The organism is Burkholderia puraquae (assembly GCF_002099195.1).
Taxonomy (GTDB): Bacteria; Pseudomonadota; Gammaproteobacteria; order Burkholderiales; family Burkholderiaceae; genus Burkholderia; species Burkholderia puraquae.
In genome coordinates, this window is record NZ_NBYX01000002.1 from 294427 (window position 1) to 318565 (window position 24139).

General features: G+C 67.4%; 23 protein-coding genes. 7 read left to right on the forward strand and 16 right to left on the reverse strand.

Annotated elements, in window-relative coordinates:
• Positions 1 to 109: 109 nt before the first annotated feature.
• Complete coding sequence (locus B7G54_RS05720) at positions 110 to 994, forward strand: LysR family transcriptional regulator (protein ID WP_085038194.1); 885 nt, start codon at positions 110 to 112, stop codon at positions 992 to 994.
• 70 nt (positions 995 to 1064) lie between these two features.
• On the opposite strand, the gene B7G54_RS05725 is transcribed toward B7G54_RS05720, so the two are convergent.
• The 4 genes from B7G54_RS05725 to B7G54_RS05740 all read right to left on the reverse strand — a co-directional run bounded on the left by B7G54_RS05725 (position 1065) and on the right by B7G54_RS05740 (position 4516).
• Positions 1065 to 1529, reverse strand: coding sequence for a hypothetical protein (locus B7G54_RS05725; protein ID WP_085038195.1), 465 nt, complete (start codon positions 1527 to 1529; stop codon positions 1065 to 1067).
• Between the two features lie 60 nt (positions 1530 to 1589).
• Complete coding sequence (locus B7G54_RS05730) at positions 1590 to 2807, reverse strand: patatin-like phospholipase family protein (protein ID WP_085038196.1); 1218 nt, start codon at positions 2805 to 2807, stop codon at positions 1590 to 1592.
• A gap of 130 nt (positions 2808 to 2937) precedes the next feature.
• Positions 2938 to 3723 carry a 3-hydroxybutyrate dehydrogenase gene (locus B7G54_RS05735; protein WP_048021178.1) on the reverse strand — a complete coding sequence of 262 codons (786 nt, stop codon included), beginning with the start codon at positions 3721 to 3723 and terminating at the stop codon, positions 2938 to 2940.
• A gap of 52 nt (positions 3724 to 3775) precedes the next feature.
• Positions 3776 to 4516, reverse strand: a complete 741-nt coding sequence (locus tag B7G54_RS05740; RefSeq protein ID WP_034181487.1) for an acetoacetate decarboxylase — start codon at positions 4514 to 4516, stop codon at positions 3776 to 3778.
• Between the two features lie 443 nt (positions 4517 to 4959).
• Between B7G54_RS05740 and B7G54_RS05750 the strand changes: the two genes are divergently transcribed.
• Complete coding sequence (locus B7G54_RS05750) at positions 4960 to 5541, forward strand: undecaprenyl-diphosphatase (protein WP_085038197.1); 582 nt, start codon at positions 4960 to 4962, stop codon at positions 5539 to 5541.
• A gap of 26 nt (positions 5542 to 5567) precedes the next feature.
• On the opposite strand, the gene B7G54_RS05755 is transcribed toward B7G54_RS05750, so the two are convergent.
• From B7G54_RS05755 to B7G54_RS05765, 3 genes are all read right to left on the reverse strand, one after another.
• Positions 5568 to 5792, reverse strand: coding sequence for a hypothetical protein (locus B7G54_RS05755; RefSeq protein WP_085038406.1), 225 nt, complete (start codon positions 5790 to 5792; stop codon positions 5568 to 5570).
• A gap of 167 nt (positions 5793 to 5959) precedes the next feature.
• Complete coding sequence (locus B7G54_RS05760; protein WP_085038198.1) at positions 5960 to 6781, reverse strand: siderophore-interacting protein; 822 nt, start codon at positions 6779 to 6781, stop codon at positions 5960 to 5962.
• 38 nt (positions 6782 to 6819) lie between these two features.
• A complete protein-coding gene (locus B7G54_RS05765; protein ID WP_085038199.1) occupies positions 6820 to 7530 on the reverse strand; it encodes a PadR family transcriptional regulator in 711 nt (236 codons plus the stop codon).
• Positions 7531 to 7600: 70 nt separating this feature from the next.
• Between B7G54_RS05765 and B7G54_RS38525 the strand changes: the two genes are divergently transcribed.
• The 4 genes from B7G54_RS38525 to B7G54_RS39535 all read left to right on the forward strand — a co-directional run bounded on the left by B7G54_RS38525 (position 7601) and on the right by B7G54_RS39535 (position 12810).
• On the forward strand, positions 7601 to 7945 hold the full coding sequence (locus B7G54_RS38525; RefSeq protein WP_133059143.1) for a hypothetical protein: 345 nt from the start codon (positions 7601 to 7603) through the stop codon (positions 7943 to 7945).
• Positions 7946 to 8345: 400 nt separating this feature from the next.
• Positions 8346 to 9347 carry an FHA domain-containing protein gene (locus B7G54_RS05770; RefSeq protein ID WP_085038200.1) on the forward strand — a complete coding sequence of 334 codons (1002 nt, stop codon included), beginning with the start codon at positions 8346 to 8348 and terminating at the stop codon, positions 9345 to 9347.
• On the forward strand, positions 9344 to 12214 hold the full coding sequence (locus tag B7G54_RS05775; RefSeq protein WP_244289256.1) for a TOMM system kinase/cyclase fusion protein: 2871 nt from the start codon (positions 9344 to 9346) through the stop codon (positions 12212 to 12214). The genes B7G54_RS05770 and B7G54_RS05775 overlap by 4 nt, the downstream gene beginning before the upstream one ends.
• A gap of 116 nt (positions 12215 to 12330) precedes the next feature.
• Positions 12331 to 12810, forward strand: coding sequence for a helix-turn-helix transcriptional regulator (locus tag B7G54_RS39535; RefSeq protein WP_085038201.1), 480 nt, complete (start codon positions 12331 to 12333; stop codon positions 12808 to 12810).
• A 149-nt stretch (positions 12811 to 12959) separates the two neighbouring features.
• On the opposite strand, the gene B7G54_RS05785 is transcribed toward B7G54_RS39535, so the two are convergent.
• The 5 genes from B7G54_RS05785 to B7G54_RS05805 form a co-directional block, all read right to left on the reverse strand.
• Positions 12960 to 14051, reverse strand: a complete 1092-nt coding sequence (locus B7G54_RS05785) for a porin (protein WP_085038202.1) — start codon at positions 14049 to 14051, stop codon at positions 12960 to 12962.
• Positions 14052 to 14227: 176 nt separating this feature from the next.
• Positions 14228 to 14950, reverse strand: coding sequence for an SDR family NAD(P)-dependent oxidoreductase (locus B7G54_RS05790; RefSeq protein ID WP_085038203.1), 723 nt, complete (start codon positions 14948 to 14950; stop codon positions 14228 to 14230).
• On the reverse strand, positions 14928 to 16049 hold the full coding sequence (locus tag B7G54_RS05795) for a 2,3-butanediol dehydrogenase (protein ID WP_085038204.1): 1122 nt from the start codon (positions 16047 to 16049) through the stop codon (positions 14928 to 14930). Before B7G54_RS05795 ends, B7G54_RS05790 begins: the two co-directional genes overlap by 23 nt.
• 1 nt (position 16050) lies before the next feature.
• Entirely contained in the window at positions 16051 to 17355 is a 1305-nt protein-coding gene (locus B7G54_RS05800) for an MFS transporter (protein ID WP_085038205.1), read from the reverse strand.
• Positions 17356 to 17373: 18 nt separating this feature from the next.
• Complete coding sequence (locus B7G54_RS05805) at positions 17374 to 17907, reverse strand: 2,4'-dihydroxyacetophenone dioxygenase family protein (RefSeq protein ID WP_085038206.1); 534 nt, start codon at positions 17905 to 17907, stop codon at positions 17374 to 17376.
• Positions 17908 to 18085: 178 nt separating this feature from the next.
• On the opposite strand from B7G54_RS05805, the gene B7G54_RS05810 reads away from it, so the two are divergent.
• Entirely contained in the window at positions 18086 to 19066 is a 981-nt protein-coding gene (locus B7G54_RS05810) for a helix-turn-helix domain-containing protein (RefSeq protein ID WP_085038207.1), read from the forward strand.
• Positions 19067 to 19151: 85 nt separating this feature from the next.
• On the opposite strand, the gene B7G54_RS05815 is transcribed toward B7G54_RS05810, so the two are convergent.
• From B7G54_RS05815 to B7G54_RS05830, 4 genes are all read right to left on the reverse strand, one after another.
• Positions 19152 to 20717 (reverse strand): GMC family oxidoreductase, encoded by a 1566-nt coding sequence (locus tag B7G54_RS05815; RefSeq protein ID WP_085038208.1) that lies wholly within the window; start codon positions 20715 to 20717, stop codon positions 19152 to 19154.
• Positions 20718 to 20876: 159 nt separating this feature from the next.
• A complete protein-coding gene (locus B7G54_RS05820) occupies positions 20877 to 21851 on the reverse strand; it encodes a helix-turn-helix domain-containing protein (protein WP_085038209.1) in 975 nt (324 codons plus the stop codon).
• A gap of 235 nt (positions 21852 to 22086) precedes the next feature.
• Positions 22087 to 22827: a hypothetical protein gene (locus B7G54_RS05825; protein ID WP_244289257.1), complete on the reverse strand. Its 741-nt coding sequence runs from the start codon at positions 22825 to 22827 to the stop codon at positions 22087 to 22089.
• Between the two features lie 268 nt (positions 22828 to 23095).
• Positions 23096 to 24043 (reverse strand): aldo/keto reductase, encoded by a 948-nt coding sequence (locus tag B7G54_RS05830; protein WP_085038211.1) that lies wholly within the window; start codon positions 24041 to 24043, stop codon positions 23096 to 23098.
• Between the last annotated feature and the right edge of the window lie 96 nt (positions 24044 to 24139).

A 24139-nucleotide genomic window follows, 5' to 3' on the forward strand; every position in this document is an offset into this window, starting at 1 on the left:
TCCTTCGGTTCGGTCGTCGGGAAAGCCGTATCGTCCGCCGAACGCCTAGAATAGGAAAAGTTGAATTTGCTGACTGCGAGATTCAGTTTTCTTGAACGAGAGGTGGGGAATGCGGGAGATCAGCCTGGACCGGTTGCGCACGCTGGTCGCCGTCGCGGACCAAGGGTCCTTTGTCGCGGCGGCGCAACTGCTGCATCTCGCGCCACCGACCGTCAGCCTTCACGTTGCCGAACTGGAAAGCCGCATCGGCGCGCCGTTGCTGTCCCGTACGCGTGGAAACGTGCGGCCGTCGCCCATCGGTGAAGTGCTGGTGGAGCGGGCGCGCCGCCTGCTGGACGAGGTCGAATCCACGCTGGACGATGTGCAGCGACAGGTGCAGGGATTGACCGGACGCGTACGCCTCGGCGCATCGACCGGGGCGATCGCGCACCTGTTGCCGCAGGCGGTGGCCCGGTTGCGCGAGCAGCATCCGGACATCGATGTCCAGATCGCGGTGCTCACGTCGCACGACACGCTGGCGCGCATTGCGCAAGGTACGCTCGATGTCGGGCTGGTGGCGCTGCCGCAGACGGCGGTCGCCGGGTTGTCGATCCGCGCGTGGCGGCGCGATCCGGTGATGGCGTTTCTGCCGGCGGACTGGCCGCTTCCGGCTCGCGTGACGCCCGGCTATCTGGCCGCCCGTCCGCTGATTCTCAACGATGCGACCACGCGCCTGTCGCGGCTCACGATGGAATGGTTCGCGCTCGGCGGCCACCGGCCGGAGCCGCGGATCGAACTGAACTACAACGATGCGATCAAGAGCCTGGTCGCTGCGGGTTACGGCGCGACGCTGCTGCCGCACGAGGCGGGTGCCCCGCTACCCGACGCACGCATCGTCATGCGGCCGCTGCGCCCGGCGTTGTGGCGCGAACTGGGTATCGTGCATCGGGCGGGGCCGGTCGAGCGGGCGACACAGCACGTGCTCGATGCGTTGTGGGCGCTGAAGGCGCGATAGCGTGTGGAATGCGGGATAGACGGCGCGGCGGTGCGTGCCGGGCGCACATGCGCATCAGCCGCGCACCGGTTCAGAGCCGGTTGTTCTTCGCGAGCGTCAGCACGCGTGCCCAACGCTGCGCATCGTGCTTGTCCATCATCGGCAGCTTCCATTCGCCGCGCACCGCATCGCGCACGCGCACGACGAGATGCCAGCGGCCGCCGATCGGCGCGGCCTGGCAGCCGTCGAGCTGCGACAGCGTATAGCGGCCGTCCGTGCCGTCGTGCGACAGCCACAGCAGCCCCTGCGTCGCGGACACGCGCAGCTCGCCCCATGCGCGATGCACGACGTGGGTCCAGCCTTCTTCCTTCGTATTCGGTGCGATGTCGCGGCGGCGCTTGATCCACCACGCGACCAGCGCGATCAGGATCGCGGCGGCGAGCACGGCGGCCGCGATCGCGACCGGCTGGCCGAACTGCGCGGCGATGACGTGAAACAGGTGTACCGCGCCCCATCCGAGAGCGATGAGCGCGAACAGGGCAATGAAAATCGGCATGTCTGGTCGGAGAAGAGGACGAACCGGCGCATGCATCGCGCCGATCCGTCGCGCACGGCATTAGCGCTTGCGGTGAATATCGTGCGTCACGAAACCCGAGTCGTTATTGGGCAGCGCGAGGCCGTCCTTGACTGCGAGCGTCTTGCGGATGTCGTCGAGGCCTGCGGACCAGTGGTCACGCATCGTCGACAGACCGAACTGATAGTCCTTGTAGTGATGCTCGTAGGCCTTCTGCTGGTAGATCAGGTGCTGGATGTTGTACTTCTTGCTGCACGACATCGCATCGGCCTCGACGCACCAGGGATCCGCCTTGCGCTGCTCTTCCGGCACCTGGTCGAGCACGTGGCGCAGCACGTTGCGGTAGCGCTGTTCGCGCTGCAGCGTGTCGGTGACGAAACGCGTGCGGCTCGAATACTGCACGTCCTTCGTGCGTTCGGCGACGTCGGCCATCGTGCGCGGCAACGGCCCGCGCGCGCTCCACAGATCGACCTGGAACGCGAGCGTGTCGCGGCGCGGCCGTGCGCGGAGCACCTCCATCAGCGGCGTGTTCGAGACGACACCGCCGTCCCAGTAGTACTCGCCGTCGATCTCGACCGGCGGGAACGCGGGCGGCAGTGCGCCGGACGCCATGAAATGCTCGGGCGCGAGACGGATGCGCGAATTGTCGAAGTACACGAAGTTGCCGGTGCCGACGTTGACCGCGCCGACCGACACGCGCGTTTCGCCCGAATTGATCCGGTCGAAATCGCACAGCTTCAGCAGCGTCGCGCGCAGTTGCGACGTGTCGTACCAGCTGATCTTCTCCGGATGATCCGACACGCCCGGCAGCGGTGGCGGGAAGCGCGGCACGAAGAAGCCCTGCTGGCCCTGCATCATCGCGCTCGCGGCCTGCGACGCGGTGAAGAACGTGCGGATCTGGTCGATACTGTTGAACAGCGCGAACTCGAATGCGGCCGGAATCGTCGGGAAGAACGCCGGCTTGCAGATCGTCTCCCAGAACTCGCGCAGCCGCTCGACGCGATGCTCGGGCGCATTGCCCGCGATCAGCGCGGTGTTGAGCGCGCCGATCGAGATGCCCGCGATCCAGTCGAGCGGAATATCTGCCTCGTGCAGCCCTTCGAACACGCCGGCCTGGTACGCGCCGAGCGCGCCGCCGCCTTGCAGCACGAGCGCAATCGTCTCGTACGGCAGCGTGCGCGCGGCGGTCGGTGCGCCGGCCTCGTGATGCAGGTCCGCCGCATCGACGGCCTGCTTTTCTGTTCGGGCGTGCGGTTTCATCAGTTGCTCCGAGAAATCCCGCCATTGACGGCGGAGAGGAAAGGAGTGGCGTCGGCGGACGGTACTCCATCGTGAGTAGTGAGAACAGGCGGTGACGCGGGAATCGCCCCCCTTTCGGGAGGCGCGGACGTTACTGCATGAACCAGCCGTGGCTGACGATGAACGACTGGCCCGTGAGCGCGGCGCTCGGGAAGGCCGACAGGAACAACACCGTCTGCGCGACGTCCTGCACGGTCGTGAACACGCCGTCGACCGTATTGCCGAGCATCACCTTCTTCACCACTTCCTCTTCGCTGATCCCGAGCTCCTTCGCCTGCTCCGGAATCTGCTTGTCGACCAGCGGCGTGCGCACGAAGCCCGGACACACGACGTGCGAGCGCACGTTGTGCTTCGCGCCTTCCTTCGCCAGCACGCGGGCCAGACCGAGCAGGCCGTGCTTGGCCGTCACGTAGGCCGACTTCAGCGGCGACGCTTCGTGCGAGTGCACCGAACCCATGTAGATCACGACGCCGCCGCGATCGTCCTTGTACATGTGCTTGAGGGCGGCCTTGGTCGTCAGGAACGCGCCGTCGACGTGGATCGCCTGCATCTTCTTCCAGTCGGAGAACGAATAGTTCTCGATCGGGTTGACGATCTGGATGCCCGCGTTCGACACGAGGATGTCGACCGAGCCGAACGTTTCGGCCACCTTGTCGATACCGCTGTTCACGGCTTCCTCGTTCGTCACGTCCATCGCGACGCCGATTGCCTTGCCGCCCGCCTTGACGATCTCGTCGGCAACGGCGTTCGCGCCGTCCTGGTTCAGGTCGGCGATCGCGACGGCCGCGCCCGCCTTCGCGAGCTCGAGTGCGATTTCCTTGCCGATGCCGCTCGCGGCGCCCGTGACGACTGCGGTCTTGCCATTCAGGTTGCTCATGTTCGAATTCCCGTGGTGAAAGGATTGACAGGGAGAAAGGACTGCGGACGTGTTACTGAGCCAGGTAATCGTAGACGACTTCGCCGAGGCCCAGTGTCAAATCTGCGACCAGGTGGCGGGCTTCGACGATCTCGAGCACGGGCAGGTCGGCCACGGGCGCGAGCGCGTGCGGCGCCAGCTCGAGCGATGCGGGGCCCGTCCACGCGCCCTTCATCTTGATGTCCTGCATGTAGTAGCGCACCAGTTCGCAGACGCGCGCGGTGCCGTCGACGTGCGGGATGATCTTCAGCAGGAAATTGGGGCCGGCGAGCCGCTTGGTCTGCTCGTCGATGTCGAGTTCCTTGTGCTTGTAACCCATGGTGCCGGTGGCGACGCGCACCTTGCCGTAGTCGAGCGTGCCGAGGAGGTGGTCGGTGTTCACGTGCAGCGTGGGCGACGCGAGCTTCTTCGGGAAGCCCCACAGCTCGCGGCCGCCGGCGATCGGCGGGTGATCGTCGAGATACATCGCGAGCGTGTAGCCGCCCGGCTGGCCGTTGTATTCGACGGGAATGACCTGGCCGCTTTCGGTGTAATCGCCGAAACCGGTCGAATCGGCCATGCGGATGAATTCGTAATGCACGAGCGGCTCGGTGATCTGCAGCGGCTCGGGGACGATTTCGCGGAGACGGTCCGGATCGGTGCGATACGTGATGATCAGGAACTCACGATCGACGAAACGGTAAGGGCCCATCGGGAAGGCAGGGCTGGTCAACGGCATCGCAAACGCTTTCGATCGGACATCGCTGGGTTTCATGCGGACTCCTTGTTGTTGATCGCTTCGTGGATGAGTGCTCGTAAGCTCGTAATCCTATGCCTGTGCGTTGCCGTTGTGCGATGCCGCATTTGGAATTAATTGTTGCCGATTTCGAAGAATTCGCAGCGTAAATATTGAGATGAATGATGCAAACGGCCTGGACGGCGCCCGGCGTCCCGATATTCGCACGCGTCGATGACGCCACGATGTGAAAAAGGTGAGTCTTTACGGGATGTGGGGTGAGCCTTTACGGGAGACGGTCGCGCGGGAATGTGACAATTGTGTGAACTTGTGCTGCGGTGCAGGCTCTAAGTGCGTTCGCCGCGGCGGGCTTCGTCGCGTGCGGCCGCCGCATTAAGCATCGCTTAAGCGGATGCGCCCTAGCATCGTTCGTATCAGGCCGGGCAACCGGCCGATTTTTTACGCCCCACGCAACCGGATTCATGCAGACCCTCAATCTCACCCTCTTTTCCGCCATCAACGCCGGGGTTGCGCCGCAGCCGGGCGTTGCCCGCCTCGCCATCTTCGCCGCCGACTGGCTCGTCTATGCGTTGCCCGCGATGCTGTTGCTGACCTGGATCTTCGGTGCACGCCCGACGCGGCGCCAGGCGATCGAAACCGGCGTCGGCGTATGCGTGGCGCTCGCGCTTGCGCAGGTCATCGGACATTTCTGGTTCTCGCCGCGCCCATTCATGGCCGGCGTCGGCACGCAACTGATTCCGCACGCACCGGACAGCTCGTTTCCGAGCGATCACATGACGTTCGCGTGGAGCCTGGCGGTCGGGCTGATGCTTGGCGGCACGACCCGGCTCACCGGGTTCGCGATGGCCGCGATGGCCGTGGCGATTGCATGGGGACGCATCTATGCGGGCGTGCACTGGCCATTTGACATGGCGGGCGGGGTGCTGGTCGGCACGGCCGGCGCGCTGGCTGCGCACCTGTACGGGCAGCGCGTGACCGCGCTGCTCGAACGGCTCGGCGATTCGGTGCACGCAGTCGTGATGGGCCGCCGGCACGCGCCGTAAGCGGCAGGAGATCGGGCAGGACGCCGTCAGCCGGGTGTCTTGGCCGATTCGGCCGATGCGGACGGCCCGCCGCCCGCATCGCGCAATTCGGGCGTATCGGCCGGGTGCTGCGCGGCGTCGCGGTCGAGTGCACTTTCCTTCAGGATCGCGCACATCGCGACGAACAGCACGAGTACCACCGCGGCAAGGCCGCAATAGCCGGCGATCTTCAGGTTGCGAAGGAACGGCGACGCGTGGCTTTCTTTTGTCATGACCGGGCGCTCCTGGGCGGGCTGCGGCGGCTGTCGCCCGACAGCGGCGTCGCACACACAGATATATACCAGCCGCGATAGCGGTGCCAAGCCCGCTGGTGCGCCGACGCCACGATTGTGTCATCGGCCGGTCAACCGGGTACCCCTTGACCGGGTACCCGCATTCGTCAGTCTTCCAGCGTTTCGTGCACGGCCGCCGCGCCGCGCTTCCAGTAGGCCGCCGCGCGAATGCGCGACTTGTCGATGCCGCGCTCGCCGGTCAGGTGCTGGCGTACCGCGCGCATCGACAGCGCTTCGCCCGCCGCCCACACGTAGCCGTCGCCGGACGGCGGCAGCGGCATATCGCGCACGGCATTCAGCAGCACGTCGCCGTCCGCCGCGTCGGCTTCGGCGCGGAAGCGCCAGATTTCATGCACGTCGGCACGCGTGTCGAACGCGATCTGCGCGGTGCGATCCGCGACTTCCAGCACGACGGCCGCGCGCGCACCGGCCGGCAATTCCGAGAGACGCCGCGCGACCGCCGGCAGCGCCGTATCGTCGCCGATCAGCAGGTGCCAGTCGAAACCGGTAGGGACGACGAACGAACCGCGCGGGCCGCCGATGCCGAGCCATTGGCCGACGCGTGCCTGTGCGGCCCACTGCGATGCGGGGCCCGGGTGGTTCAGCACGAATTCCAGATCGAGTTCGCAGGCGGCGCGGTCGAAGCGGCGCGGCGTGAAGTCGCGCGCGACCGGCTTCGGTTCGCCTTCCGGAAACTCCGGGCCGTTCGCGCCGAGCGTCGGCATCGCGGGCCGTTCGGCGCCGGGCGGCGGGAAAAACACTTTTACGTGATCGTCGAACGACGCGGATTCGAAATCCGCGAGATCGGGGCCGCCGAGCGTGACGCGCAGCAGGTGCGGCGTCACGGCGTGCACGCGCAGGACCTGCAGCAAGCGGAACTTGAGGGTGTGGCGCACGCGGGTCACGGTGCGGTCGGATGGGCTCTGCATCAATCCGTTCTCCTTGGGTTTTGACGGGGCAGCGCGGCTTACGCGCCGGTGCCGCCTTCGATTTCGGCCGTCGCGCGGCGCATGATGGCCGCGATGCGCCGCTGTTCGTCAGCGTCGGCGGCGCTCTTGTGCAGCAGCGCGCGCTTGAGTGCGAGACGCGCCTCGACGAACTCCGGCAGCCAGCCTGCTTGCGCTTCGTCCTGCGTTTCGTTGCCTGCCGATTCCCCGGCGAACGCGCGACGCATGAACTCCATCTTGCGTGCGAGGTGCGTGAGGCGCGCGAACAGTGTGTCGACACGTTCGCGCTGGGCGTCGAGATGTGCGCGGCCGGCGTCGGTCAGGGCGTAGCGCTTGCGGTTGCCTTCCGCCTGCGACGCGACGAAGCCGACTTCTTCGAGATACGTGAGCGCCGGATACACCATGCCGGGGCTCGGGCTGTAGAAACCGTTCGAACGCGTGTCGAGCGCCTTGATCAGCTCGTAGCCATGGCTCGGTTGCTCGGCGACGAGCGCAAGCAACAGCAGCTGGAGATCGTCGGAGCTGAACTGGCGGCCGCGCGGCATGCCTTCGTCACCGGAATCGCCAAAGCCGCCGCGCCCGCCGCGGCCGCCGAACGGGCCGCCACCGAACGGATCCTGGCCGCGGCGGTGGCGGCCGATTGCGTACCAGAGACCGGTGAACCACTCAGGGCGGGCATGCGCACCATGACCGTCGCATCGGGCATGGCCGCGGGAGGGGGTGTGTCGCATGATCGTGTCCTATATGTCGTAAAACATATCTAAAGATATATTTCGAAAGGTAGGTCGTCAAGGAGATTTATTGGGGCTGGATGGCGGGCAAGGGCGAGGCTGGCAACTTCCGGCGACGATTGCCGTCGATGCGTTCCATCGACCTCGTGGGCGAGGCGGTCACGACGATCGGTCGGTCGGTGCCTTGCCCGCTTCCGCCGCGGTTGCCGGCAATCGATCGCGATGCAGCGGCGAGCCGACACGTATCCGCTTGCCGATGATTTCGCGAGACATTGGCCGTGACACACCTGAAATCCGCAATAATCCATGTAATGCAATCTGCCAAAACGTCGAATGGCATTATTTAAATCGTCGAAACTATTTAATTAATTTTCTTTTCGTCAAACAAAATATCCGCGCCAGCAAAGGTATTTAAATTTGCCCCGTCATTCAATGTGATTTCTCTTCTCTAAACAAGCCTGTCATGGATGTGAAGGCGGTGAAGATTTTCGACCCTTTATATATGAAATGAAACACCGTCGAAAATGTAAAGCATTGCAATATCAAAACAAGAGTTGAGCATTTCGATTGCGACGCATGATTTTATTTGGCAGGATTTTCATCAGGTTGCTCGAATTTAAAACAACAAAACAGTCGATCATTCAGTTCGTCGAAATGACGCGCACCGGACGAGCAACGAATCGAAAGGAAGCTGGCGAAGAAACAGGTAACGAGGCGGCGAACGGTCGACATCGTTCGCGATCATTGAATCAATCGCTTGTCCGGGCGTGGATGCGTCCCTCGAGCGATCCGGGCGAATCCGATACGGGGCGGCCATGGCGATACTCAAGAACGATTCTTCCGGGGAAGCGTGCCTGCTCCGCGCGTATCACGTGTTCGGTCGCGATACTGCACGCTGCGATACGGTCATTCGCGACGCGTCGGTGTCTCGTGTCCATGCCCATATCCGCTGGGTCGGCGGGCTGTGGGAGCTCCACGATCACAGCAGCAACGGCACGTCGGTATCGGGCGTGCCGTTGCGCGACGGCGAGCACGCTGTGCTGCAGCGAGGGGACGTCATCCGGTTCGGCACGGCCGGTGTCGCGCCCTGGCGCGTCGAAGTGCTCGACGATCCGGCCGATACGCTGTGGCCGGTACGGGGCGCCACGCATCCGATCGTGCTAGCGCCGCGCCAGATCCTGCCTGCCCGCGCCGCACAACCAGTCACGATCGTCCGGTCGCCGGCCGGCGAATGGCTATGCGACGACACGCTGCCGCCGCGCGCGCTCCATGACGGCGATGAAGTGTCGACAGGCGACTTCACGTGGCGCGTGGCGCTCGTGCGCCACGGCTCGACGATGAGGCTGCGCGCGCCTGCCGATCCGGCCGTGCCGGCCCGATTGCTCGAATTCTTCGTCAGCCGGGACGAAGAGCACGCCCGCGCGCTGCTGCACATTCGCGGCGGCGTGGTCGACCTCGGCGAGCGCGCACATCACTACAGTCTCGTCACGCTCGCCCGCGCACGCTCGGCCGACATGCAGGCCGGCTACGACGCCGCCACGCAAGGCTGGATCGAACTCGACCGGCTCGCGCGCATGCTCGGTATCGATACGTCCCATGTCAACGTGCAGATTCATCGCGCCCGGAGCCAGTTCGCGGCGCTGCCGGGGCTCGACGCGAGCCAGCTCGTCGAGCGGCGGCGCGGCAGCGTCCGCTTTGGCGATTTCCCGTTCCGCATCATGCGCGGCGAGCGCCTCGAATGCCAGTCGGTGCCCGGCGTCGAACCGCGCATCGGCATGCATCGTTCGGCGCCGGATCCGGTCGTCCACTGCTCGTGAACGCGGAAACACAGTCCGGGTTGCCGGCCGCGACACGCGCACGCGCGGTGCCGCACACGCGTGAATCGCGGCAGCCCGCCGCGCCCTTCGCCGTGCTGGCCGGCAAGCGGCATTACCGGCTCGGCGCGTTGCTCGGCGAAGGCGGCAGCGGCGTGGTGTTTCGCGCGACCTGTGGCGAGACGGGGCAAGACGTCGCGATCAAGCTGATGCGGGACGATGCCGCGCGGACTGCAGCGGAGCGCGCGCGCCAGCGCATGCGCTTCCGGCGCGAGACGGGCCTGTGCGAGGCGCTGCGGCACCCGAACATCGTGGCGCTGCTGGACAAGGGGGAAGCGCCCGACGGGCGGCTGTTCGCCGTCTTCGAACGCGTGCAGGGCCGGACCCTGCGCGACCAGCTTGCGATGGAGGGGCCGCTGTCGGCCGTCGACACGGGACGGCTGATGGCGGAGGTGCTCGATGCGCTCGCGGCTGCGCATCGTCGCGGCATCGTGCACCGGGATCTGAAGCCGCAAAACATCGTGATCGAAATGGCCGATGACGGGCCGCACGCGAAGCTCCTCGATTTCGGTATCGGCGCGCTGTTGCCCGGCACGGAAGATATCGCGCCCCAGGCCGCGACGCTCGCGGCCGAGGTGCTCGGCTCGCCGTCATACTGCGCGCCCGAGCAATTGCGCAACGAACCGCCGACGCCCGGCGGCGATCTGTATGCGTGGGGCCTGGTCGTGATCGAATGCCTGACGGGCGAAGTCGTCATGCAGGGCACAAGCGTGGCCGAGATACTGTATCGGCAGCTCAGCCCGGTGGATGTCGCGCTTCCGCCGTCGATCGCGTCGCATCCGCTCGGCTCGGTGCTGCGGCGCGCGTTGAGCAAGCATCCGGCGCAGCGCGCCGCATCGGCCGACGAACTCGCGGCGCAGTTTCGCGCGCTCAATTTCGCGGCGCTGGTCGGCCCGTTCGACGCCGGCCGTGCAAACCGGCACACGCGGCCGTACCCGTTCACGCGGCCCAGCGAGGCGATCGCGACGGCCGGCGAATACCGGCAGGTCACCACGCTGTGCTGTTGCGTGACGATCGCCGGAGACGGCCGGCAACGCCATGCCGGAACCGATCACGGCGCGTTGCTCGATGGCTACGAGGCGCAATGGCTGACGAAGTGCGCGGATATCGCGGTCGGCTATGGCGCGCAGGCCGACGAGCGGCTCGGCGACACGCTGCTGTTCCATTTCGGCCTGCAAGGCGATATCGACCGGCCCGAGCGCCGCGCGGCGCGTGCGGCGCTCGACATGGTGCGGGTGGCCGGGCGCGCGCGGCTGCCGGTGCCGGCCGCCGCCGGCAGTACGGTCGGCGGTGAAGGCTGGCACGTCGAAGTGGCCGCCGCGATTCATGTCGGGCAGGTTCTCGCGCATGCGTCGCCGATATCGGGCGGATCGACGCCGGCCGCGGCGTCGCGGCTGCTGCGGCTTGCCGGGCCCGGGCAGATCCTGATCAGCGACGATGCGCGGCTCGCGCTCGAACGGCATGTCGACTTCCGGTCGACCGCGTTGCGGCTGACGCGCGCGGGCCTCGCGCCGCAGCCGGTTCATGAACTGCTCGGCGAGCGCCGGGTCGATACGCCGTTCGATTCGCTCGACACCGGCATGAGGACACCGATGATCGGCCGCACGCGCGAACTCGACGCGCTGCTGCGCGCGTGGCAGGAAACCCGCGCCCGCCATCGTCGCGCAATGCACGGCGTGCCGCGGCTCGTCGTCGGCGACGCGGGAATCGGCAAGACGCGCCTCGTGCACGCGCTGTGCGAGACCTTGCGGACACAGGGCCACGCGTTCGCGCATTGCGGGTGCCTGCCCGAGCGGGAGAATCATGCGCTGTTTCCGATCCTGCGGTTCATCGGTGCACATTGGAAGATCGACGCCGACGGCCCGGCCGGTATCGCGCGCGCGGCGATCGACGCGTTGCTTGCGCCGCTCGAATGCGATCGTGTGGCGGCCCGCGCCGCGCTCGAGACCTGGCTGGGGCTGCCCTGTGCCGTGAAGGAGGAGCGGCGGTCGAGCGCGCGCGACCAGCACGTGCTCTTCGACGTCCTCGAGCAACTGATCGTGTCGCTCGGCCAGGGCGCGCCGGTGTTGCTCGTCATCGAGGATGTCCAGTGGATCGACCGCTCGACCGAGGATTTCCTTGCGTACCTGCAGCGCTCGCCGCGCGCGGCGGCGCTCTGCATCGTGCTCACGTCGCGCCCCGCCGAGCTCGCGCGCTGGCGCGGCGCGACCGAACGCCTGGTATTGCGCCGCCTGCCACGCGACGACGCGCGGCGCCTGATGTCGGCGTATCTGGGCCAGGGCGTGCGCGATTCGGCCTGGCTCGACCCGCTCGTCCACCGTACGGCCGGCATTCCGCTGTTCATCGAGGCCGTTGCGCGCGAGCTGACGATGAGCGGCGCGGACGGCTCGCTCGCGGGGCGGCGGACGACGGATCCGTGCCCGCTTCCGCTCAGTCTCGGCGGGATGCTCGGGCGCGCGTTCGACCGGATCGACGACGCGCGAGATACCGCCCAGCTCGCCGCGACGATCGGGATCGAGGTGGATGCGCACCTGCTCGCCGCGGCATCGCCGCATGATCGCGCGACGCTCGACGCGCACCTGCAGTTGCTGCTCGAAGAACGGATCATGTACGCGCAGCATCGGCGCGATCGCGTGTTCTATGCGTTCCGCCACGCGTTGATTCGCGATGCGGCGTATGAGTCGATGCCGCCGGCCGTGCGGCGTGCCAACCATGCGCGAGTCAGCCGCGCGCTGGCCGCGCAAGCCGATCGCGGCGCCGGTGCGCCCGCGATCGGCGCCGACGGACACTTGGCGCGCACGTGCATGTGAATCCTGCATTCGATTCACGGATGTCCCAGCGTTGCCGCAACCCGCGTCCTACAGCGGGCCAGATATGCCGATCCGCCGTTTGGCGCCGGATCGGCCTTTGATCTGGAGACAGCCGCATGACAGCCGAGTACACCCTTCAACACCGGATCGCAGGCGAGGCCTGCGACGCCGCGCAGGGCGAGTGGTTCGAGAAATTCGAACCGTGCACCGGACTCCTGCTTGCGCGTGTGGCGGCCGGCACCGATGTCGACATAGATCGGGCCGTGCGCGCGGCCCGCGCGGCATTCGACCGCGAACTGTCGCCCGATTGCATTGCCGCGGCAATGAAGGTGTGCGGCCGCACGCTCTACCAGGCGTTCGAATCGATCGGCGAGCGGCCGCAGGCGATGATCCGGCGCCTGCTGCTCGAGAAATGCCATGAAGTGCTGTCGCAGGCCGGTGCCGACGGGGCGAGCATCACGCGTCTCGCGCTGCAGTCGGGGTTTTCCGATCCGGCGCATTTCGCGCGGCTGTTTCGCCGGCGCTTCGGTGTCACGCCGCCGCAGTGTCGTGACGCGGCCATGCAGGACGGGGGCGGAACGGATGCCTCGGGTTAGTCGCGGTTGTGCGCATGCTTCGCGAGCCGATCCGATCGGAGGACGGCCGGCAGCATGTTGCGACGAAGGCAGCAGGGCGGCCGCGCTGCGCCTTCGTCGTCGAGTGATCCGGACACAGGAGCGCCGACAGGATCCGCCGAGGCGGCGGCCTAGAACCGCGTGCTGAACCCGATCCGCGCGATCGACTGCAACGCGCCGCTCGACGCGCCGTTCGCGTCCATCACGCCGTTGATCTGCGCGTTGCTGCCGTGGTTTGCGCGCTGATGCACGCCTGCCACGTACACCATCGTGCGTTTCGACAGCCAGTACTGGACGGCAGCCAGGAACTGGTGTGCGTGCGCGTTGTCGAGCGTGTCGTTGCCCTTCATGTACGTGTAGCTCGCGCCGATCACCCATGCCGGCGACGGCCGCCATGCGGCGCCGGCTTCCGCCGACCACGCGCCCGCGCCGTTCTGCGCGTTGCGTACGGTCGTGAAGAGTGCTTTCCCGGTGACCGTGCCGAGCGTGTAGTGCACGCCCGCGCCCCAGTTGCGCACGCTGGTCGGCGGCAGCCCGTCCGCCGCGCCGTACTTCTGGTTCGTATAGGCTGCGCCCGCGCCGAACGGGCCGTTGTCGTAGCTCGCGCCGACGCTGACCGTATTGTTCGCGCCGACCGACCCCGCGACGTTCCCGAAGCCGTACAGCGCGCCGAAGGTCAGGCCTGACAGCGACGGGCTCGTGTACTTGACCGAATTCGCGACGCGATTGCTGCCCGCGACGCGATCCCAGTCGAATGCGCCGGTCGGGTTGTTCGGCAACGCGAGCTTGTCGAACGGGCCGTTGCGAAAGCCGTACAGGCCGACGAGATCCTGCGCGATCTCGTTGCCGCTCGCGGCCAGCGCATCGACCATGAACTCGTACTGGTTGCCGAGCGTCAGCGTGCCGTACCGGTCGTTCTGCAGCCCGACATAGGCCGTGCGCGCGAACAGGCCGCCACCGATGATCGAGCCGTTGCCGAGCGAATACTGGTTGACGAGCCGGAAGATCGCGCGCGTGCCCGCGCCGAGATCCTCCTTGCCTTCGAAACCGAGCAGGTTCGGGAAGAAGATGTTGTCGTCGAACTTCGCGGCGCCATGGCCGCCTTGATTGCTGACATAGCTGATGCCGGCATCCATCAGCCCGAACATCGTCACGCTGCTCTGCGCGAACGACGCGGCGGGAACGGCGCATGCCGCGAGCGCCAGAAGGGTCTTTTTCGTCATCTCCAATGTGCTCCTCACATGTTTCCGATCGAGTCGGATATTTTTGATTGGACTACTGATTGATATGAACAAAGATGAACCGGGGCGATGCCCGGTTCGACGGCAACCGGCGGAAGCCGGTGCTTGACGGGCACCGGCAGACATCGCGCGCCCGCCGATGCCCGCTTGGCAGCGTGCTAGACCGTCGAATACCCGCCATCGACCGGCACGACCGCGCCGGTCACGAACGATGCACCGGGCGAGCACAGGAACAGGATCATGTCGGCGACTTCGTCGGCCGTACCCCAGCGCCCGAGCGGCGTGCGTTCGAGGATGCGCCGCGACGCCTGCATGTCGGCCATCAGGCCGCTGCTGAGCGGCGTGTCGATCCAGCCGGGTGCGACCGCGTTCACGCGTATGCCGCGATCGGCCCACGCCTGTGCGAGCGAGCGCGTGAGCTGCGCGATGCCGCCCTTGCTTGCGCTGTATGCGGGGCGATCCTTGCTGCCGAAGTACGTGTACATCGACGCGACATTGACGATGCTGCCGCCGTGCGCCGACAGCGCCGGCCGCGCGGCGTCCGATGCGCGCATCACCGACGTCAGGTTCACGTTCAGCACGAGTTCGAACTGGTCCATCCGGTATTCGTCCGCATGCCGGCTGATGCCGACGCCGTTGACGAGCACGTCGAGCCGCGGCAGGGCTGCGATCGTGCGCGTCAGCGCATCGCTGTCGGTCACGTCGAGTTCCACGCACCGGATGCCTGCATGCACCGGTGCATGCGGGCCGGTTGCGTCGAGCCCGAGCGCGACGACCGACGCGCCGGCTTCCGCGAACCGCATCGCCGTGCGCGCACCGATGCCCGACGTGCCGCCCGTCACGACGACGGACTGGCCCTCAAACGCCCACTGACGACTCATGCTCGACGCTCCCGATGGTGTGTGCGCGACGGGCCGGCCGTTGCGCGGGTGAAACGAGGATCTTGATCTGTGCGCGGTCGGCGAGCAGCGCGTCGAAACCGTCGGCGACGGCATCTTCGAGCGACACGGTGCGCGTGACGATCGACGTGAGGTCGAGTGCGCCCGACGCGACGATGCGCAGCAGGTCTTCGTACGCATGGCGGTAGCCGACGCTCGCCGTGAAGGTCAGCTCGTCGTTGACCGCGCGGAACGCGTCGAAGCCGGCATGCGACATCAGGCCGACCATCACGACGCGGCCGCCCTTGCGCAGTGCCTGCATCGCGGCTTCGAACGTGGCCGGCAGCCCGGCCGCTTCGAAGCTCGCGTCGACGCCCAGCCCGCCCGTGGCCGCGCGGATCGCGTCCTGCAGCGCGGATGCACCGAGGGCGCGCGCGTCGAATGTATGCGTCGCGCCGAAGCGTGCGGCCGCCGCGAGCCGTTCGGGCGAGACGTCGACGGCCACGATCGTGGTTGCCCCCTGCAGCTTCGCGAGCATGATCAGGAGCAGGCCGATCGGCCCGAGCCCGAACACTGCGCAGGTCTCGCCGAGCCGCAATTCGCCACGCCGCAGCGCGTGCAACGCGACGGCCGCTGGCTCCATCACCGCAGCCTGTTCGAGACTGACGCCGTCGGGCAGGCGATGCAGCATGTAGGCCGGCACGACCGCGAAGTCGGCCATGCCGCCGTCGCCCATCAGCCCGGCGAAGCCCATCGACACGCACAGGTTGTACGACCCGGAGCGGCAGTACGCACACCGGCTGCAGCGATACTCGGGCTCGACCGCGACGCGATCGCCCGCGTGCAGCGCCGTCACGCCGTCGCCGACTTCGACGACGGTGCCGCAGAATTCGTGGCCGAGCGTCAGCGGCGCGGTGCGGCGCGACAGCGGATGCGGCGTGTCGACCGGAATCGCGTGCGGGCCGTCCGCATATTCGTGCAGGTCGCTGCCGCAGATCCCGCAATACGCGATCGCGATGCGCACGTCGCCAGGGCCGACGCGCGGCGGTTCGATTTCCACGAGACGGACGTCGCGCGGGCCATGCCATTGAAGTGCCCGCATGTCAGCGTCCTCCGAGGTTTTGTGCATCGAGACGGTTCGCGGCCGTGCTGGCGAGTGCGCGCTTGCGCAGCACCGCGGGCGCGGTTTCGACGAGGCCGAACGACAGCACGCACGCGAGGATCGCGCCGGCGGCCGACGTCCACATCGCGAACTGCAGGCCGTATTTGTCGGCCGCGAAGCCGGCCACGGTCGGCGCAACGAAGCCGCCGATCAGCTCGCCCGCGCCCATGATCAGGCCGAGTGCGCTGGCGATCGCACGCGGCGGCACCGTTTCGGCCGGAATCGTCGCCATGAACAGCGTGAAGCAGCCGAGGCCCGTGTACGTGGCGAACACGAGCGCGCCGAGCGCCCAGAGCGAGCCGGCATGGATCATCACGATCGGGCATACGGCCGCGATCAGCGCGAACGCGATCATCGTCGGCTTGCGGCCGATCCGGTCGGAGATCGCCGGCACCGCAAAGCCCCAGAACACCCAGGCGGCGCCGAGGCAGGTCATCACGACGCCCATGTCGGACGGCGACAGATGGCGGCTTTCCACGAGGAACACCGGCGCAAACGAGATGATCACGATGAACCACGTGAGGAAGAAGCAACTGATCAGCATGCAGAGCAGGATGTTGCGTTCCTTCAGCAGCGCCCAGCGGCTGATGGCCGCGCCGCTCGCGGCCGGCGCACCGGCGGTATCGGCCTGCGCGTGCCGCACGCCGCCGGGCGGCACTTCGCGCACCCAGCGCCAGATGCAGAACGCGATCAGGAAGCCCGGAACGCACGACACGTAGAACGCCTCGCGCCAGCCGTACGCGGTCGCGACGCCGATGACCACCGGCGGGCCGATCATCGCGCCGAGCAGGCCGGCGGCGGAGCCTTGCAGCAGGCCCATGTTCAGCCCGCGGCGGCTCGGCGTCGAGCTTTCGACCATCAGCGATTGCGACAGCGGCAGCACGGGCCCTTCGGCGATGCCCATCAGCGCGCGGAATGCGATCAGGCTCGCGAAGCCGCCGACGAGCCCCGACAGTGCCGAACACACGGAAAAGCCGAGCACGGCCGCGATCAGTAGCGGCTTGCGCGTGCCGCGCGCGTCGGACCACGCGCCCGTCGCGGCGCCGGACAATGCCCACGTGAGCGCGAGCGCGGACGACACCATGCCGAGCTGCGCATTCGTCAGGTGCAGCTCGGCCGACATGAACGGGAACAGGAACGACAGCGCGAGGCGGTCGAAGAAGACGAAGCCGAACGTCATGAACAGGATCAGCAGCAGCCTGTTCTCGTACGTCCAGGCGGATCTGGAGGAGGAAGGGGATGTCATGGTGAGCCTCGCCGCGCGTCAGCGGAACAGCTTCTCGATCGCTTGCGCGCCGAGGCCGACCTTCTCGTAGTGCGCCTTGCACATCGCGATGTACGAGTGCACGTCGAAGTAGCCGTCGGGATTGCCTGCGTCGTCGAGCCAGATCAGCGGGCCCTTGACGATGAAGAACGCGCGCATCGGCTCGGGGTGATCGAACGCGACGAGCGTGTGGCCTTCGCCCGGCGTTTCATACACGAAGTCGCCGCGCGTCGCGGTCCATTCATGCTCCAGATAGCCCCACTTGCCCGACAGCGTGTAGGCGAACACCTCGTGCGGGTGATAGTGCCGGTTCACGAGCCCGGCTTCCTTCGCCATCAGGATGTCGCACCATTTGTTCTGCGACGGCGAAATCCACAGCGGCCGCGACGAAACCGTTTCGGTGAACGGAACGTAATAGCGTTCGTCGTCGGTGGCCGCGTTCGCGATGTACGCTTCGGGCAGCGCATCGGGCTTGAACGGATTGGCAATCGGCGGGATGTTTTGCCAGAATTCGGCTACGGCTCGGTCGACCACGGTTCGTCTCCTTGGGTATCGGTTGTCGTGGGCTCGACTTTAGCCAGCCGGTGCCTGCCGCTCTTGACTGGGCTGGACGAATTGCTTGACCGCGCCGGACATTGCATCGCACCAAAATCCAGACGAACCATCCCCCAATCCGTGCCGCTCCGCACGACAGGCGCCAGCAGGAGGCGACGTGACGAATTCGACGGTTTTTTCCCGCACGCGAGGCTCGACGGCCGACGTGCCGGCCCGCGACAGGATGGCGTACTGGGATGCGTTCAATGCGGCGACGCTGGTCGGGCTGCGCTGCTCGTCGCTGTCGCCGGCCGGGCTCGAGGTCGAGAAGACCGACCTCGTGCTGGCCGACCTGCGCGTCGCCGACATCAGCGGCCAGGATCATGTGATCGAGCGCAGCCCGACGCATGTGCGCCAGTTGCCGAAGGAGTCGCTGTTTGCATGCCAGCTCCTGAGCGGGCGCGCGTATTTCATCCAGCGCGACCGGTGCCTGCTGGCGGAAGCCGGCGATGTGGTCGTCTACGACACGCGCGTGCCTTATCTGTTCGGATTCCTGACGCCGATGCGGCAGCTGCTGATCGATATCCCGGTCACGACGTTCGACGACCGGCTCGATACCGAACTGGCGGCACTGCCGCTGCGGATCGCACCGAAGCCCGGCGCGGGCGCGATGCTCGGCGCGACGTTGCGCGCGAGCGTCGAACGGTTCATGAAGGATCCGGTCGAGCGCGACGCCGCGCGGTTCGCCGAGCACACGCGCACGCTGATCGCGGAACTCATCGATGCGGAAGTGAACGGTGCGGGCGCCTCGCGCGCGTCGCTGTCGTATCTGCTGACCGCGAAGCAGTACATCGCGACGCACCTGGGCGACCCGGAGCTCGGGCCGCAGGCCGTCGCCGACGCGGTCGGACTGTCGCTGCGGCATCTGAGCCGGCAGTTTGCGGCCGAAGGCGAGTCGATCACGCAGCACATCTGGTCGGAACGGCTGTCGCATGCGCATCGCGAGCTGATCGATGCGCGGCTGCGCAAGACGAGCGTCGGCGAAATCGCGTTTCGCTGGGGATTCTCCAGCCAGGCGCACTTCAGCCGGGCGATTCGCGAGCGCTATGGTGCGTCGCCGATGGCGCTGCGCGAGGCGGCGCGCACGGACGGGGGCTGATTCCGGCAGGTGATGCAGATGGAGCGGCGGCGCGGCCCTCACGCGCCGTTTTTTCCTTTCAGTTTAGTGAGCGCACCGCGCCGCGTTACTCCGCCAGCATGAACTCGGCACAGCGCTCCGCGATCATGATCGTCGGCGCGTTCGTGTTGCCGGACACGATGCGCGGCATCACCGACGCATCGCAGATCCGCAATCCGTCGACGCCTTGCACCGAGAGGCGCGGCGTGACGACCGCATGCTCGTCGTGGCCCATGCGGCAGGTGCCGGCCGGGTGATAGACCGTTTTCGCGCGGCGCCGCACGTAGTCGGCGAGTGCCGTCTCGGTCAGCGTCTCGGCTTCGCGCACGATGCGTGCGAGCGACGGCGCGCGGATGATCTGCCGCGCGAGCGCGACGCCTCGGACGAGGCCGTCGACGTCGGCAGGGTCGGACAGCGCGCCGCTGTCGAACAGGATCGGCGCGGCTGGATCGTTGCCGCGCAGTTGCACGGAGCCGCGCGAGCGCGGCCTGAGCAGGCACGGGTTGATCGACAGGCCGTGGCCGGGCAGCGGCTCGCGATCGACGTCGCCGACGAGCGTCGGCAGCACGTGGAACTGGATGTCCGGGCGGCCGCTGCCGGTGGTGTCGACGAACGCGCCGGATTCGACGACGTTCGACGTCAGCAGGCCCGTGCGGCACAGCATCCACTGCAGCCCGTGCCGCAATGCCTTCAGCCCGCGATCCTCGCCCAGCAGGCTGACGGGTGCGTGGCTGCGGCCGTAGATCGAGACTTCGAGGTGATCCTGGTAGTTCGCGCCGACCTCGCGGCTGTCGTGCAGCACGTCGATGCCGTGCGCGTGCAGGTGCGCGCCGGGCCCGATGCCCGACAACATCAGCAGCTTCGGCGTGCTCAGCGCGCCGGCCGCGAGCACGACGTCGGCGCGCGCGGTGGCCGAACCGGTCGCGCCGCTTTCCGTCCGCCATTCGACGCCGGTCGCACGCCGGCCGTCGAACCGGATGCGCGTGACGCGGTAGCCGGTCAGCACGCGCAGGTTCGGGTGGCCGATCGCGTCGGCGAGATAGGTGGCCGCGGTACTGCCGCGCTGCCCGTCGAAGATCGTCGTGTGGTAGAAGCCGACGCCATGTTGCGCGGCGCCGTTGAAATCGTCGTTGTACGCGATGCCGGTTTCCTGCGCGGCCTTCACGAATGCGAGGCTCAGCGGATGCCGGAAGCGCGTGTCGCCGACCTTCAGCGGCCCGTCGATGCCGTGAAACGGCTCGGAGAGCCGCAGGTGCGATTCGGCGCGCTTGAACACGGGCAGCACGTCGTCCCAGCCCCAGCCCGGGCAGCCGAGCGCGGCCCAGTCGTCATAGTCGTCGCGCGTGCCGCGCACGTACAGCATCGCGTTGACCGAACTGCCGCCGCCGAGCGTGCGGCCCTGCGGCACGTACGTCCTGCGTCCCGCCGCACCGGGTTGCGGCTCGCTCTCGAACGTGACCGTGCGCCGCGTGCCGAGCACGCGGATGAACGTCGCCGGAATCCGGATGAACAGGCTGTCGTCCTTCGGGCCGTCCTCGAGCAGCAGCACGCGCCTGCCCGCTTTCACCAGCCGGTGCGCGACCGTGCAGCCGGCCGAACCGCCGCCGACGACGATATGGTCGTACGTCTCCATCCCGCTTCTTCTCCTTGCTGTCAGGCGGCGAAACGAGTGCCGCCGCGCAGGAAGCCAGCTTAGCGATCGCCATGCGGCTCCATTTGACCGGGACGGACGCCGTGCTTGCCTCGCAGGGACAGGGTGGCGGGTAGTGGATGGCGGGTGGCGGGTGGCGGGCTAGGGCGCGTCGGCCGGCGCCGGCGCGCGCGTATCGCTCGGCGTTTCGCCGAAGCGCGCGCGGTAGCTGCGGCTGAAATGCGCGCTGTTGTTGAAGCCCCAGCGGAACGCGATCTCGCTGACCGTCAGGTGCTTCAGCGACCGGTCGCGCAGGTCGGCGCGGCAGCGCTCGAGCCGCCGCGCGAGGATGTAGCGCGTGAGCGGCATCCCTTCGATTTCGAATACGCGCGCGAGCTGGCGTGGCGACAGGTTGATCGCGCGGCTCACCGACCGGCTGTCGAGGTCGTCGTCGGCGAGATGGCTGTCGATGAACGCCTTGGCGCGCGACAGCGTATGGACGGTCGACTTCGTCGGCGACGCGTCGCCGTCGCGCAGCCGCAGCATCGACTGCACGAGATCGAGGATCGCGGCGGCGCGCCGTTCGCGTGCGTCGGGCGCCGGCTCCTCCGGCGCGGCGAGCAGCGCGTACACCTGCCGCACGGCCCACGACGCGACGCCGTCGCCGCGATCGATCTTGACGAGGCTGCGGTAGCGCCACGGGCCGACGCGCGCCTCGAACACGTCGCGCGGCACGTCGAGCACGGTCATCGCCATGTCGGCGGGAAAGCCGTGACCGTACGGCATCGACGTGTCGTAGAGGACGAGGTCGCCGGGCCCGTGCTGCATGCAGTCGACGTCCTGGAACGTATAGCCTTGCCCTGCGTGCATCAGGCAGATGAACACGGCGTCGCGCTGGTCCGCATGGATGTTGTGCGGCGTGCGCACGACCGCGTGCCGGTTCGCGACGATGTCGCATGCGCCGAACAGCCCGAGATCGCGCTTGCGCAGCGTTGCGTCGATGCCTTCGGACGACTTGCCGCTGCATTCGATCCGCACGAGCGTGCGCGCGACATGGTCGACCCAGAAGTCGACGCGTTCGTGGCCGCGTACGGCGCGCGTCGAGATCGTGGCGATCTCCGTGCTGGTGTCCGGCATGACGTTCTCCCAATGACCGCCCGAGCGGCGCAGTCTCGGGCAGGTCGAAGGGCGCGGTCAATCCGTGAAAAACCCGGGACGGGCGTGTGACGCGCTTGCGGCGGGGCGTTGCGGCGGCAAGCGCGATGGATGTCCGGCTGAGTCAACTCGAACGGCCGTGCCGGTCAAAACGCGATGGTGGTTTTCGGTTAGGTGGCGTGCAATTCGCTACGCACGGGAGACAGCTGCCACCGGCTCACTTTGACGAAGACGACGTCAGCCCGAGTGACACGTCCTCCTCGTAACCCATCTTGCCGCCGCGGTACTCGACGCTGACGTAGCCGGCCCGCCGCGCGTCGGCGACGTTCGCGTAGATCGACGTCATCACCATGCCCGCGTCGCAGCCGAGTGGGATCGTGCGGTCGATGCGGCCCGTCGCGATGTTCACGGCCCGCAGCGACTGCATGGCAATGCCGCACTGGCCGGACAGCGCATAGACGCCGACCAGCATGTGCGTCTTCGTGCGATACCACATCGGAATATCGACGGTGCCGTCGAGCTGGAGGTGATCCTGATCGTCGTCGTTCAGTCGCCCGACTTCGTTCAACGTGATCGGGAGTGTCTTGCGACCGTCGTCCCAGGTGCCGGTTGCCGTTTTGCCGGCGACGTTCAGCGCGATCGGGCAGGGTTTCGGCCGCGAGGGCGATGCGGCCGGTACGACCGGCGAGTCGGCGCTCGATGCGGGCGGCGATGCTTCGCACAGCGTCACGCGGCCGTCGGGCTCGCGGTGGCCCTGCAACGGAATCGGCTTACGATGCGCGTCGTAGTAGTAGCTGCCGTCGACGCGCCAGCGGCCCGCGTCGTTGCGGTTGATCCGGTCGTAGGTCTGCAGCGAGACGTGGACGGACGCATGGCCGATCGTGCCGGTGTAGTTGACGACTTCGTACCAGCCTGCGTAAGCCGCGGCCGGCGCGCACGCGAGCAGCGTGGCGAGCATGGCGGTGAACGGGGGGACGCAGCGGGCGCGACGGGTGTTCCGGAGCATGGGCGGTCTTTGTGCGTGGTGTTGGTTCGGGCGTCACGGATCTCGATAGGGCCGTGTCGAGCCGTGCGGCGGGCCGCCCGGACCCACGCCATTGTATCCATCCGCCATTCACGAATGACCCGGCCCGCGAATGCGGTGACAAGAGCGCGCACATGACACAGGCCGGTCGCGAAACCGCGCGGACTGCGCGGTCCGATCGACCGGCCCGTTGCCGACGACTTCAGCCCGCGCTCGCCTCGTCGATCCGGCGAATGTCGTCCTGATCGAGCTGAACGCGGATCGCGTCGCCGAGCGATTCCAGTTGTGCCAGCGACGTCGCGCTCGCGATCGGCGCGGTGATCGTCGGCCGCGCGATTTGCCACGCAAGCGCGATCGCGGCTGGCTGCGTGCCGTGCTTCCCGGCTACCGCATCGAGCGCCGCGAGGATGCGCAGCCCGCGTTCGTTGAGATACCCGGCCACGCGATCGCCGCGCACGCTCTTCTTCAGGTCGGCCTCGCTGCGGTACTTGCCCGACAGGAAGCCGCTCGCGAGCGCGTAGTAGTTGACGACACCGAGCTTCAGGTCGCGCACGACCGGTTCGAGGTCGCGTTCGTAGCCGGCGCGGTCGAGCAGGTTGTATTCGGGCTGGATGACCTGGTACGCGGGCAGGTCGTCGCGCCGGCTGATGTCCGCGGCTTCGCGCAGGCGTGCGCCGCTGTAGTTCGATGCGCCGATGATCCGCACCTTGCCCGCGTCGATCAGCGTTTGATAGGCGCCGAGCGTTTCCTCGAGCGGAGCCGTATCGGCAAGGTCGCGATGCGAGAAATACAGGTCGATGTAGTCGGTCTGCAGGCGGCGCAGCGAATCGTCGGCGGCTTTCAGGATGTTGTCCCGGGTCAGCCCCGCGCGCGCCCCCAGCAGGCCGACCTTGGTCGCGATCACGACCTGCTCGCGCTTGCCGGAACGCTTGAGCCACTTGCCGATGATCGTTTCCGATTCGCCGCCGCTGTTGCCGGGCGCCCAGGCCGAATAGACGTCGGCCGTGTCGATGAAGTTGATGCCGGTGTCGGCGAGCGCGTCGAGCAGCGCAAACGACGTGTTCTCGTCGACGGTCCAGCCGAAGACGTTGCCGCCGAACGCGAGCGGCGAAACCTGGATGTTCGACGTGCCGAGGGTGCGTAGTGCCATGTTTCTCTCCGGGTGCTGCGAGGTGAGGGGATTGGACTGCGGGAGATGAAGCCGGTCGCGTTGAGACGGCGGAGCGCTGCACGAGGTTCCTCCCGC

Bases quoted from the DNA above. Each gene is read 5' to 3' on its own strand.
- B7G54_RS05720 (WP_085038194.1), top strand. From the start codon at position 110: ATGCGGGAGATCAGCCTGGACCGGTTGCGCACGCTGGTCGCCGTCGCG.
- B7G54_RS05725 (WP_085038195.1), bottom strand. From the start codon at position 1,529: ATGCCGATTTTCATTGCCCTGTTCGCGCTCATCGCTCTCGGATGGGGC.
- B7G54_RS05730 (WP_085038196.1), bottom strand. From the start codon at position 2,807: ATGAAACCGCACGCCCGAACAGAAAAGCAGGCCGTCGATGCGGCGGAC.
- B7G54_RS05735 (WP_048021178.1), bottom strand. From the start codon at position 3,723: ATGAGCAACCTGAATGGCAAGACCGCAGTCGTCACGGGCGCCGCGAGC.
- B7G54_RS05740 (WP_034181487.1), bottom strand. From the start codon at position 4,516: ATGAAACCCAGCGATGTCCGATCGAAAGCGTTTGCGATGCCGTTGACC.
- B7G54_RS05750 (WP_085038197.1), top strand. From the start codon at position 4,960: ATGCAGACCCTCAATCTCACCCTCTTTTCCGCCATCAACGCCGGGGTT.
- B7G54_RS05755 (WP_085038406.1), bottom strand. From the start codon at position 5,792: ATGACAAAAGAAAGCCACGCGTCGCCGTTCCTTCGCAACCTGAAGATC.
- B7G54_RS05760 (WP_085038198.1), bottom strand. From the start codon at position 6,781: ATGCAGAGCCCATCCGACCGCACCGTGACCCGCGTGCGCCACACCCTC.
- B7G54_RS05765 (WP_085038199.1), bottom strand. From the start codon at position 7,530: ATGCGACACACCCCCTCCCGCGGCCATGCCCGATGCGACGGTCATGGT.
- B7G54_RS05770 (WP_085038200.1), top strand. From the start codon at position 8,346: ATGGCGATACTCAAGAACGATTCTTCCGGGGAAGCGTGCCTGCTCCGC.
- B7G54_RS39535 (WP_085038201.1), top strand. From the start codon at position 12,331: ATGACAGCCGAGTACACCCTTCAACACCGGATCGCAGGCGAGGCCTGC.
- B7G54_RS05785 (WP_085038202.1), bottom strand. From the start codon at position 14,051: ATGACGAAAAAGACCCTTCTGGCGCTCGCGGCATGCGCCGTTCCCGCC.
- B7G54_RS05790 (WP_085038203.1), bottom strand. From the start codon at position 14,950: ATGAGTCGTCAGTGGGCGTTTGAGGGCCAGTCCGTCGTCGTGACGGGC.
- B7G54_RS05795 (WP_085038204.1), bottom strand. From the start codon at position 16,049: ATGCGGGCACTTCAATGGCATGGCCCGCGCGACGTCCGTCTCGTGGAA.
- B7G54_RS05800 (WP_085038205.1), bottom strand. From the start codon at position 17,355: ATGACATCCCCTTCCTCCTCCAGATCCGCCTGGACGTACGAGAACAGG.
- B7G54_RS05815 (WP_085038208.1), bottom strand. From the start codon at position 20,717: ATGGAGACGTACGACCATATCGTCGTCGGCGGCGGTTCGGCCGGCTGC.
- B7G54_RS05820 (WP_085038209.1), bottom strand. From the start codon at position 21,851: ATGCCGGACACCAGCACGGAGATCGCCACGATCTCGACGCGCGCCGTA.
- B7G54_RS05825 (WP_244289257.1), bottom strand. From the start codon at position 22,827: ATGCTCGCCACGCTGCTCGCGTGCGCGCCGGCCGCGGCTTACGCAGGC.
- B7G54_RS05830 (WP_085038211.1), bottom strand. From the start codon at position 24,043: ATGGCACTACGCACCCTCGGCACGTCGAACATCCAGGTTTCGCCGCTC.